The organism is Mucilaginibacter sp. P4_A11 (genome assembly GCF_056402535.1).
Genome location: NZ_JBFUHE010000019.1, coordinates 55,043 through 66,899 on the forward strand (window position 1 = coordinate 55,043; position 11,857 = coordinate 66,899).

Genomic DNA, 11,857 nt, shown 5'->3' on the forward strand with positions numbered 1-11,857 from the left:
AGAATGCTATTTTTTATCAGTCTAAATTCTCCTTAAAACTATAAAACATAACACGGGAATAAAATTTTTGATGGTAAAAAGCCATTTTTTATTATTAGTTCCTGTGTTTGTGCAGGTTTTTGTCGTAATTTGTATATAGTTGTATTAAGATATTGTGAAATAATCATGATTGTCCCGAAAGGTAAACTAATAATTATAGGTGGCGCGGTTGATATGGGGAGTAATGTTACTCTTCAGGAGCACATTTTGCAACCAGATTATATCAAATTTTTTGAACAAGGCATATTAAGGCGCATTATTAACGAGTCGGCCAGGCATGAAGGCTCATTAATTGAGGTGATCACCACTGCCTCACAAATTCCGGAGCTTGTTGGGGCGGAATACATTAAAGCTTTTGGCCAGCTTAACGTTACCAATGTTAACGTACTGCACATCAAAAGCCGCGAAGACGCCGGCAATAAAGAATATCTCGACAGGATCCGCAAGGCCGATGTAGTGATGTTCAGCGGCGGCGACCAGCTCAGGCTGACAGCCATTTTTGGTGGCACCGAATTTTTGCAGATCCTGAAACAACGCTATCAAAAAGAAAACTTTGTAATAGCCGGAACTTCGGCAGGTGCTGCGGCAGCTTCAACACACATGATCTACCGTGGGCAAAGCAACGAAGCCCTTGTTAAAGGCGAAGTGCAAATAACCGCCGGGCTTGGCTTTATCGATTCGGTTATTGTGGATACACATTTTGTACAGCGCGGCCGCATAGGCCGGTTAATGTACGCCGTAGCAACCAATCCCGGTATTTTGGGGATAGGTTTAGGTGAGGATACAGGCTTGCTGATCACCGAAGGTTATATGATGGAAGCTATCGGCTCTGGTCTCATTATTTTGGTTGATGGCCGCAATATTGTATCAACCAATATTTATGATGTGGAGCTTGGCTCGCCGGTATCTATCGAAAATCTGAAGGTGCATGTCATGTCGATATATGATAAGTACGACCTGGTACAGCATCGTTTATTAATAAAAAAGAGCATGAAGGTTGAAGAAGGTGTTTTTATAAATGCACCGGGCAGCAAGCTTTTACAATAATTTGAACTGCATAAAGTTCTTTATAAACACCCTGGCCTTATTTATGCAGGTACATCTACTTAATTTATAATTATGAAAATAATTATTCACGGCGGTTTTTTTAGCGAATCGCATACCAACCAGGAAGTAAAACTGGCCAAACAGGAAGCTCTGAACGGCATAGTGCAGTTAGGATACAAACATCTGCAACACCATACTGCTGCCGAAACGGCTGTTTATACCGTAAGGCTGCTTGAAGATTGCGAACTTTTTAATGCCGGAACGGGATCACAGATCCAAAGCGATGGCAAGATCCGCCTCAGTGCCTCTTTGATGGATGGCAAAACCCAGCGTTTTTCGGGCGTTATCAACATTGAGGATGTTAAAAACCCTATCTGCGTAGCTGAAAAACTGCAAGCCTATGATGATCGTGTTTTGAGCGGCAAAGGAGCGTGTGATTTTGCTATAGAAAACGGCCACAAATACTACAACCCCGAAATCCCCCAGCGCCGTCATGAATATGAACAAAAACTAAGCGATTCCATCAGGCTTGGCACCGTAGGCTGCGTAGCGCTTGATGTGCATGGAAACCTGGCTGCCGCTACCAGTACCGGGGGCAAGGGTTTTGAAATTCCCGGACGTGTTAGCGATTCGGCCACTACCGCGGGTAATTATGCTAATGAGTTTGCCGGCGTTTCATGTACCGGTGTAGGCGAAGATATTGTAAGCGGATCGGTAGCTGTTAAAATTGTTACACGCGTAACCGATGGCATGACCCTCATGGCTGCTACCGAGAAAACCCTTGATGAAATGAAGCCTTATGATGGCTTCGCGGGTGTTATAGGCATTACTACCGACGGGCAGATCTATCACTCGGATACCCATCCTTATATGGTATGGGCACTACATGACGGCGATATCGAAGTTTTTAACTAAAACCTAAATTTATTTTTTCCGTAGAAAGGTATAAATTCGGCATTTGTAAAATAACAGTCGCATTTAAGCGTTTATGTGTTTGCTGCCTTTTACAAATATTGTTTTCCCGTTAACAAATAGTTACATTTGTTAAGCTGATTAATTTAAAATTACACGGTTTAAACCCAGGAAAAAAGATTAAATGAGATATTTCCTACTTATTATTTTATGCTCTGTTGGGTTCAACGCATCGGCGCAATGGTATTACAAACCATTCAATAAGCGTATCCGGTCTCCGCAAATGGCTTATGCGCGCAACAACTCCATCAAAAGGCTGCCTGCTCCAACCATAGCTAAAGTAAAGATCCAGCCAATCACGCTTGAGCGTACACCTTATATGCTGGCCATGATTGAGGAATCGGTTATGAGAACCGCACAGCATAATATGCGTTTCCATGTGTACAACGCGGCCAGCTATAACTTTAGCGATTTGGCCCAGATGTACATGAAGCAAAACCGCCTGGCCGAAGCCAAATGGTTCCTGCTGCAAAGCATTACAATATCGCGTCAGCAAAATGACGACAGGCACACCATAGCCAATCTGCTTGACCTTGCCGCCGTAAAAGCTGATTATGGTGATTATACCCAGGCTAAACAGGACCTTGCCGAAGCTCGTCAGCTGGCTGTTTCCCGTGGTTTAACTTATGACCTGGCCATTGTTGAGAAAAAAACGCGCTATTTACAGGACAATAAATTTAAAATACCGCGCTCCGAAACCCGCTTTGCCGAAACTGCAGATGCCGGTACTACCGCTAAACCGGTTAATAAATAAAAATTTATTGACTAAATTATATTCATTTCTTCTGCTGATATTTATTAAATATTGCAATTATAGAAATGAGCCAATTAAAAGTCTTTGTTAGTTCTACTTGTTACGACTTAACGCAAATTAGAGCAGATTTATTTGATTTTCTTTCAGGACTCGGTTATCAGCCTGTTTTATCTGAATATCAAAACTTTTCAGTAAGCCCCGATATTGATACAATTGATAATTGTATACAGAATGTAAATGATGCTGATTTACTTATTTTAATAATTGGCAATCGATATGGCTATATTACAGACACTGGAAAATCAATTACAAACTCTGAATATCTTTATGCCAAACAAAAAGGCATTCCTACTTACATTTTTATTCAAAAATCAATTGTAACAATCCTTCCGATTTGGAAAAGAAATCAACAAGCCGATTTCTCAGGGACTGTCGATTCTGTCAAGGTCTTTGAATTTGTTGAGGAGTTAAGAAATAGCAACAGAAATTGGTGCTTCGAATTTGAAAGAGCTCAAGATATTATTCCAGTTTTAAAAATTCAGCTAGCTCATTTATTTAAAGACTCCTTAGATCTAAGACGAAAATTTCGAACCTCCCAACAGCCAGACTACTGGAAAAATTTGTCATCTAAGGCAATAAGTATATGTCTAAATAAAGGCGAAATGTTTGAGTTGACTTTCTTTGCTCAGGTATTGAAAGATGAATTACTTAAATATGAAAGTTTAAAATTAGATTTAGATTACCACATTTTAATGGCTTGTAATGAACAAGTTCAAAGTACTGAGGCACTGTTAGATTGGTTAGGGCAAAGATTAGAATCTTTTTATCATTTCATTGAATCCGGGGAGAATTTGATGAGAAAGGCATTTCCTGTTTATTATGGTGAACCCGGACATCCTTCTGATTTAAAAGGTTTGTATTACGTTGCCAATTCGCTGGCAAGATTATTTAAGGAAATGATATCATGGTCTATTGATACGAAATCAACGTTTATGCCTGAAGATTTTCTTTTACTAAGAAATACTTTTGCGAGGCTTACTATTGATTCTTCATTAGAAATTTGGGGATATCCAGATAAGATATTAATTGGGATCTCAGAGGCTTTAGAAAAGGCTAAGCAAGGACTCACCGGCATTAATTTAGAGGTTGCCATCACTATGTCAATAAACGATGATGACAAAAATCTAATCACAACTGAGATGAGAAGGCTTGGCAATAAATTTGAACACACTAAGAATTAAGCGGTCATAATAACAAGCAACAAATAATTTTTTTGTAACAAAAGCGTAAAATGGTGCTGCCTGCATACTATTAGTAAAACATAATCGTATTATTGTTATTAGTAATTAAGAGACAGCATTTTGACTGTCTCTTTTTTATTTTACATTAGCAAATTAATAATAGGCACAAGTATTGATGTTTTACACCAACCCCGATTTAACTACAGTAAAAGATATGTTTAAGAAAGTATATTTGTTATTGGTGCTGGGCGCAGCCCTCGCCTGTAAAGCATCTCCATCCAAACCAATCAAAGTAACAGGTTCAAATGATTTACAGCCCGATGAACAGCAAAGCGTTGTTTGCAAGCAGGTAGCATCATTGATTTCTAACTACAACTATAAAAAAGTTCCGCTGAACGATTCAGTATCCGCTATAATTTATGACCGCTACATCAAATCGCTTGATGAAAATCACAGCTATTTTTTAGCATCAGATATCAAGGATTTTGAAAAATATAAAACTGTGCTCGATGATGATATTAAAGCGGGTAACCTGGCTGATGCTTTTTATATCTTCAACGTTTTTCAAAAAAGGTATATCGAACATGTAAAATATTCAATTGAGCAGATCAGCAAAAACTTCGATTTTAACAAAACCGAAACCTTTGTTTATGATCGTGATAAACTGCCATGGATCGCCTCGCAGAGTGAGATGGATGCCATGTGGACCAAACGTGTTAAATACGATTTATTGAACCTGAAATTGGCCAATGCAGACATGGCTAAAAACAAGGAGACACTTAAAAAACGTTACGAAAACCTGTTAACTCAAAGCAACAAGCTATCAAACCAGGATGTTTTCCAATATTTTATGGATGCCTTTACAGAGGCTATCGATCCGCACACTAACTACTTTAACCCATCAAACGCAGCTAATTTCAATATCGAAATGTCGCGCCAGGTTGAAGGTATCGGTGCCTCATTACAGGTAGAAAACGAGTATGTAACTATTAAAACCATTGTTGCGGGCGGCCCTGCAGATAAAAGCCACCAGATAAGTGTTGATGACCGCATTGTTGCTGTAGCACAGGGCAAAACAGGCGAGTTTCAGAACGTGGTAGGCTGGCGTGTGGATAATGCCATCGCTATCATCCGCGGTACTAAAGGCACTACAGTAAGGCTTGAAGTATTACCTGCCGGTGTAAACGCATCTGCAAAACCCAAAGTGGTTGAAATGGTACGCGAAAAGATCATCCTGAAAGACCAATCGGCCAAGAAAGAGATCCGTACTTACAACAGCAATGGTAAAACAGTCAAGATAGGTGTAATATCTATCCCTGCATTCTATATTGATTTTAACGATTACAAAGCAGGTAACCCTAACTACAAAAGCACCACGCATGATGTTAAGGCGATCCTTGACTCGTTAAAGAAAGAAAATGTAGACGGCCTGGTGATCGACCTGCGTGAAAACGGCGGTGGTTCATTGATGGAAGCTATCGAGCTTACCGGTCTCTTCATTAAAACAGGTCCGGTAGTACAGGTACGTGACACCAAAGACCAGGTTGAAATTGATAAGGACGAAGATCCGGATATTACCTACAGCGGTCCTATGGCAGTGCTGGTTGACCGTTTCAGTGCTTCGGCCTCTGAAATCTTCTCGGGTGCTATCCAGGACTATGGTCGCGGGTTGATTTTGGGTACCCAAACCTATGGTAAAGGCTCTGTACAAAGTGCTATTGACCTTGACCGGGTGATCGGCTCTTCGCTTCGCGATAAAATTGCAGGCGTAGTTGGCGGCGGTAAAAAAACAACTACTACAGGTAGCCAAAGCACTTACGGCCAGCTTAACCTTACGATAGCCAAATTCTATCGCATTAGCGGTAACTCAACCCAGCATAAAGGTGTAACACCTGATATCTCTTTCCCATCGGTTATTCCGTTGGATAAATATGGTGAAGATACTGAGCCATCGGCAATGCCTTTTGACATCATTGCCAAAACAGATTTTACCAAAACCGGCGATTTTACCGGCGTGCTACCGCAACTTAAAAAACTGCATGATCAGCGTATGACCAGCAGCGATAGCTACAAGTATTTGCTTGAAGATATTGCCGATTTCAAAAAGCATGATGCTGATGACAGCATATCGTTAAAGGAGTCGGACTTGAAGAAACAGCGTGATGATGATGAAGCAAAAGCATTTGATCGTAACAATTTACGCCGGGTAGCTTTAGGTTTACCAGCACTTAAAAAAGGCCAAACCAAGCCTAAAAACGAAGATCTTGACTTTGTAAAACGCGAAGCCGGCCAGATCATGACTGATTACATCAGCCTTGATAATAAGTTTACCAGCGTTGGTTCGCAACCGGCTAACTAAGCTAATTTTAGATAATATTAAGCGCCTGGCATCTTTCGATGCCGGGCGCTTTTGTTTTACCTGATTACTCTCCAACTCGTCATTGCGAGGTACGAAGCAATCGCGGACTGTACAGGGTGGCTCGGCTCATAGGGAATTGCTTCGTGTCTCGCAATGACGCTCTTTTATATTCAGTTTATGTCCTCAACGTAAAAATCACCTATCATTATAAAACCCTGTCGGCGAATACCCTTGCATTTTGTAAATTTGGCCTCTTATAAATAATTGATACAACGTTGAAAAATAATATTCTTATTGTTGATGATGTGCATGCCATATTTATGGAACAGGCCGAAGCTAAAGGTTACACCTGCGATTACCGTCCGCTGATTAAGCTTGACGAAGCCATGCAGATCATAGGCAACTATGCCGGTTTGGTGATCCGTTCAAAATTCAGGGTTGATAAAGCTGTGCTTGATGCCGCCACCAATCTGCAGTTCATAGCCCGTGCTGGTGCCGGTATGGATAACATTGATGAAGATTATGCTGCTCAAAAGGGTGTAACCCTTATCAATGCTCCTGAAGGTAATTCTGATGCTGTAGGTGAGCACGCCATGGGCTTGCTACTATCATTGATGAATAACCTAAACCGCGGCGATGCCGAAATCCGTGATGGCAAATGGCAGCGCGAGGCTAACCGGGGCTATGAGCTTAAAGGCAAAACAGTTGGTATTATAGGCTATGGCCATATGGGCAGCAGCTTTGCCCGTAAACTTTCGGGTTTCCAGGTAAATGTTATTGCTTACGATAAATATAAAACCGGTTTCAGCGATAAATATGCCCGCGAGGTAAGTATGGAAGAAATTGTAAAGCACAGCGATGTGCTGAGCCTGCATATTCCATTAACGACCGAAACCAACGAATTGGTAGATGACGAATACCTGTTCCATTTTAAAAAGCCGATATTTTTCCTGAATACCTCTCGTGGTAAAACCGCTAAAGTAAGCGCTGTACTTAACGCTATCCGTGAAGGTAAAATTTTAGGCGCAGGCTTAGATGTGCTTGAAGTTGAAAAATTCCCTGCCCTTGCCGAACAGCCGTGGTTTGAAGAGTTAAGGCAAAGCGGAAGGGTATTGTTAAGCCCTCACGTTGCCGGCTGGACATTTGATTCATATAGGAAGATCAGCGAGGTAATGGCTGAGAAGCTGGTGAATGTCTGAATCAGAATTTACCGAATTTTGGAATTTGCAGAATGCAGGAGTCTTCTGAATTCGAATTAAACGAATTTTAAGAATTTATCGAATTACAAAGCATTCTGCCAATTCTTTAATTCAAAAAATTCGAGTTCAGACAAAAATTCTGATTCAGACAAAAAAACTTTCAACCCATTGTTAACAATCTTTTTTTGAATTGTAAGCCTATTCCCCCAACTTCGCAGTCCGAATTTTGATTATGAGTATTCATTATAAAATAATAGCAGCAGAGCTTGCCGTTGCCGAAAAACAGGTAACCGCCACTGTTGCCCTGCTTGATGAAGGAGCTACTGTTCCGTTCATTTCCCGTTACCGTAAAGAGCTTACCGGCAGTTTGGATGAGGTACAGGTTGCCAATATTCGCGACCGTGTACAGCAATTACGTGAGTTGGATAAACGCCGCGAGGCTATACTAAAGTCGCTTACCGATTTAGGCAAATTGACGCCCGAGCTTGAAAAGCAGGTTAACGAGGCTGAGACGATGGTTGCTTTAGAGGATATCTACCTTCCTTATCGTCCAAAACGCAAAACCCGCGCTACCGCGGCCCGCGAAAAAGGGCTACAGCCATTGGCCGATGTTTTATTGGAACAAAAAAACATCGACCCGGAACTGATTGCTGCCGAATATCTCAGCGATGAAAAAGGTGTTGCCAGTGTTGAAGAGGCATTAGCCGGTGCCAGGGATATCATCGCCGAAACCGTCGCAGAAAATGCCGAGGTACGTACTAAGATCCGTGAGCTTTTTGTGGAGAAAGGCACCTTTGCTTCAAGAGTAGTAGAAGGCAAAGAAGAAGCTGGGATTAAATATAAAGACTACTTTGAGTGGACAGAGCCCGTTAAATCGGCCCCGTCACATCGTGTATTAGCAATGCGCCGCGGTGAAAAGGAAGAGATCCTGTGGCTCGACCTGAAACCAGAAGAAGATGATGCGCTACATGTACTGGAAGCCTCTGTTATCAAAGGCAATAACCAGGCTTCGGGACAAGTTCGCTTAGCCATAACTGACGGTTACAAACGCCTGCTGAAACCTTCAATGGAAACAGAGGTACGCCTGCTTACCAAAAAGAAAGCCGACGAAGAAGCGATCCGGGTATTTGCTGAGAATGCCCGCCAGCTTTTACTGAGCGCCCCGCTTGGTCAAAAACGGGTTATGGCGCTTGACCCGGGCTTCCGTACAGGCTGTAAACTGGTTTGTTTGGATGAACAGGGCAAACTGCTCGAAAATACTGCCATTTACCCGCACACCGGTGCAGGGCAGGCACGTGAAGCCGAGAAAACGGTACAGCACCTGTTCCAGAAATATAGTATTGAAGCTATTGCCATAGGTAACGGTACGGCCGGTCGCGAAACAGAAGTTTTTGTGCGAAACTTGAATTTGCCGGGTGTAACTATCGTGATGGTTAACGAAAGCGGTGCCTCTATCTATTCGGCATCTGAAGTGGCAAGAGAAGAGTTTCCTGACTATGACGTCACCGTAAGGGGGGCCGTGTCTATCGGTCGCCGTTTGATGGACCCATTGGCCGAACTGGTAAAGATCGATCCAAAATCAATTGGTGTGGGTCAGTATCAGCATGACGTTGATCAAAACAAGCTTCAGACGTCCTTAGATGACACTGTGATCAGCGCAGTGAACGCGGTAGGCGTTGAGCTTAACACAGCCTCAAAACAGATCCTGGCTTATGTATCCGGCCTTGGACCGCAACTGGCACAAAACATTGTAGAATACCGTAATCAAAACGGCGCCTTTAAACGCCGCGAGCAGTTGAAGAAAGTTCCGCGTTTAGGAGATAAGGCATTTGAGCAGGCGGCAGGTTTCCTCCGCATTCACAACGCCGAGAATCCGCTTGATACCAGTGCCGTTCACCCTGAGCGTTATGGTTTGCTGGAGCAAATGGCTAAGGATTTAAAATGTACAGTAAAAGATTTGATGGGTGACGCCACCCTGCGCAAAAGCATCCCACTGCAAAAATATACATCCGAAACAGTTGGTTTGCCAACCCTGAACGACATCATGGCCGAGCTTGCCAAACCGGGCCGCGACCCCCGTGAACAGTTTGAAGCATTTAGCTTTACTGAAGGTGTTAATGCCATCGGCGATCTTAAGGTAGGAATGAAGCTTCCGGGTATCGTTACCAACATTACTGCATTTGGTGCTTTTGTTGATATCGGCGTTCACCAGGATGGCCTTGTTCACCTGAGCCAGATCACCAACCGTTACATTAAAGATCCTAACGAAGTCTTGAAAGTACATCAAAAGGTTGAGGTAACCGTTACCGAGGTTGACGTGAACCGCAAGCGGATTGCCCTATCTATGAAGGAGAACGACAAAAGCGAACCAAACCAACGCCGTAATGACGACCGCCGTCCACAAGGCAGTAACAACAAGCCAAACTTTAATAAAAGGGTTGAAAAAGAGCCCGAAACCGATATGGCTTTGAAACTGGCTGCATTGAAGGGGAAGTTTAAGTTATAAATCCTATGATTTAAAAAGCGTCATTGCGAGGCAGGAAGCAATCCCAAACTATACAGAGACGCTTGTATAGCCGCTCTGGTTATCGAAGAAGATTCTTCGCTATCGCTCAGAATGACAATCGTTTTGAATGTGTTACGGAGCAGAACCGCAAGCTACCAATGGGTGTCATGCTGAGCCTGTCGAAGCATAGTGGGTAGGGTCTCTGCGCACGACCCTTCGACAGGCTCAGGGTGACAGGCCTTTCCTTCAACGTAATTTTCTCTTAACCGTTTCCTTATAAAACAAAAAATCCCCAACCATCAGGCTGGGGATTTTTATTTATATCGTCTAAATAATACTTACGCAACTGTACCCTCTTTCAACTTCTCTGCATTCTCGGCAAACTGAAGTGATTCAAGGATCTCCTGCAGATCACCGTTAAGTACGCCTGGCAGGTTGTAAATAGTCAAACCAATACGGTGCTCGGTTAAACGTCCTTGCGGATAGTTATAGGTACGTACCTTGGCCGACCTATCGCCGGTTGATACCATGGTTTTACGTTTTTTGGATGTTTCGGCAAGATGCTTTTGCAGCTCCATTTCATACACCCTCGAACGTAATACCTGTAAAGCTTTATCGTAGTTTTTTAATTGCGATTTTTGATCCTGGCACTGTGCTACGATGCCTGTAGGAAGGTGGGTTAACCTTACGGCAGAATAGGTAGTATTTACCGACTGACCACCCGGCCCTGAAGCACAGAACAAATCCTTACGGATATCACTCACCTGCAGGTCAATATCAAACTCATCAACCTCGGGCAATACTACTACAGAAGCTGCTGATGTATGCACCCGGCCCTGTGTTTCGGTATCTGGTACACGTTGTACTCGGTGCACGCCCGATTCATATTTAAGGGTTCCGTAAGCGTCTTCGGCGTTTACGTTAAATACAATCTCTTTATAGCCGCCGCTGGTACCTTCGGTATAGTCAACCAACTCGGTACGCCAGCCGCGTTTTTCGCAGTAACGCATATACATGCGGTAAAGGTCGCCGGCAAAAAGAGCAGCTTCATCACCACCTGTACCGCCACGGATTTCCACAATGGCGTTTTTAGAATCCTCGGGATCTTTAGGGATCAGCATCAGGCGAATTTCTTCTTCCTTTACTTCCTGTTGAGCAAGTAATTCGTCAAGCTCCATTTTGGCCATATCACGAAACTCTTCGTCTTTTTCGGTAGCCAGGATCTCTTTATTGGTATCGATATTGCTCATGATATTGCTGTAGATGTGATACTCATCAACAATTTTGGCAAGATCTTTATATTCTTTATTCAACTGGGCAAAACGCTTCATATCCTGCATCACTTCAGGATTGCTCAATTCACCTTCAACGTTTTTCCAGCGCTCGTATATCAGCTCTAATTTATCTAACATATACTATAAATAATGGTGCAGCTAAAAACTGTTTTGATATTGAACCGGCTTATGAAAGATTTAACGTTTCGGGGCGGTTTACAGGCTTGCTGCAAAAAGTGCACAAAAGTACGCATTTTTTCTGTAAGAAAGCTGAATCATATAGTTACTAACCTATGCTCTAATCAGTTTATTACAATCATCAAACATTGATGCCCGCCGATGATATATAAAACAATCAAACTAATTAATCTCGTGATATAACTGCTAAAGATCATTAATAAACTGGCTGCTTATTTAGTGCTATCCTTAAGCAGTGGGGCGGATTAAGTATTACTGTTAACCGGTT

General features: G+C 42.6%; 8 protein-coding genes. 7 read left to right on the plus strand and 1 reads right to left on the minus strand.

All coding sequences use genetic code 11. From position 1 onward, the window contains the following. The first annotated feature begins 165 nt into the window (after window positions 1–165). The 7 genes from AC1DUD_RS26940 (at window position 166) to AC1DUD_RS26970 (ending at window position 10,117) form a co-directional block, all read left to right on the plus strand. A complete protein-coding gene (locus tag AC1DUD_RS26940; RefSeq protein WP_477380296.1) occupies window positions 166–1,086 on the plus strand; it encodes a cyanophycinase in 921 nt (306 codons plus the stop codon). A 72-nt stretch (window positions 1,087–1,158) separates the two neighbouring features. Continuing rightward, window positions 1,159–2,001, plus strand: coding sequence for an isoaspartyl peptidase/L-asparaginase (locus AC1DUD_RS26945; RefSeq protein WP_477380298.1), 843 nt, complete (start codon window positions 1,159–1,161; stop codon window positions 1,999–2,001). Between the two features lie 181 nt (window positions 2,002–2,182). Next, the gene (locus AC1DUD_RS26950; protein ID WP_477380300.1) at window positions 2,183–2,812 is read left to right on the plus strand and encodes a hypothetical protein; all 630 of its coding nucleotides are present in this window, start codon (window positions 2,183–2,185) and stop codon (window positions 2,810–2,812) included. Window positions 2,813–2,877: 65 nt separating this feature from the next. Beyond that, window positions 2,878–4,053 carry a DUF4062 domain-containing protein gene (locus AC1DUD_RS26955; RefSeq protein ID WP_477380302.1) on the plus strand — a complete coding sequence of 392 codons (1,176 nt, stop codon included), beginning with the start codon at window positions 2,878–2,880 and terminating at the stop codon, window positions 4,051–4,053. A 214-nt stretch (window positions 4,054–4,267) separates the two neighbouring features. Then, on the plus strand, window positions 4,268–6,412 hold the full coding sequence (locus AC1DUD_RS26960; protein WP_477380304.1) for a carboxy terminal-processing peptidase: 2,145 nt from the start codon (window positions 4,268–4,270) through the stop codon (window positions 6,410–6,412). A 275-nt stretch (window positions 6,413–6,687) separates the two neighbouring features. Continuing rightward, complete coding sequence (locus AC1DUD_RS26965; protein WP_477380306.1) at window positions 6,688–7,611, plus strand: NAD(P)-dependent oxidoreductase; 924 nt, start codon at window positions 6,688–6,690, stop codon at window positions 7,609–7,611. Window positions 7,612–7,843: 232 nt separating this feature from the next. Continuing rightward, window positions 7,844–10,117, plus strand: coding sequence for a Tex family protein (locus tag AC1DUD_RS26970; protein ID WP_477380308.1), 2,274 nt, complete (start codon window positions 7,844–7,846; stop codon window positions 10,115–10,117). A 338-nt stretch (window positions 10,118–10,455) separates the two neighbouring features. On the opposite strand, the gene prfA is transcribed toward AC1DUD_RS26970, so the two are convergent. Further along, on the minus strand, window positions 10,456–11,529 hold the full coding sequence (gene prfA / locus AC1DUD_RS26975; RefSeq protein WP_477380310.1) for a peptide chain release factor 1: 1,074 nt from the start codon (window positions 11,527–11,529) through the stop codon (window positions 10,456–10,458). Window positions 11,530–11,857 lie beyond the last annotated feature (328 nt).

What these genes read in the sequence shown, in the direction of transcription:
- AC1DUD_RS26940 (WP_477380296.1), top strand. Translation starts at nt 166, where the DNA reads ATGATTGTCCCGAAAGGTAAACTAATAATTATAGGTGGCGCGGTTGAT.
- AC1DUD_RS26945 (WP_477380298.1), top strand. Translation starts at nt 1,159, where the DNA reads ATGAAAATAATTATTCACGGCGGTTTTTTTAGCGAATCGCATACCAAC.
- AC1DUD_RS26950 (WP_477380300.1), top strand. Translation starts at nt 2,183, where the DNA reads ATGAGATATTTCCTACTTATTATTTTATGCTCTGTTGGGTTCAACGCA.
- AC1DUD_RS26955 (WP_477380302.1), top strand. Translation starts at nt 2,878, where the DNA reads ATGAGCCAATTAAAAGTCTTTGTTAGTTCTACTTGTTACGACTTAACG.
- AC1DUD_RS26960 (WP_477380304.1), top strand. Translation starts at nt 4,268, where the DNA reads ATGTTTAAGAAAGTATATTTGTTATTGGTGCTGGGCGCAGCCCTCGCC.
- AC1DUD_RS26970 (WP_477380308.1), top strand. Translation starts at nt 7,844, where the DNA reads ATGAGTATTCATTATAAAATAATAGCAGCAGAGCTTGCCGTTGCCGAA.
- prfA (WP_477380310.1), bottom strand. Translation starts at nt 11,529, where the DNA reads ATGTTAGATAAATTAGAGCTGATATACGAGCGCTGGAAAAACGTTGAA.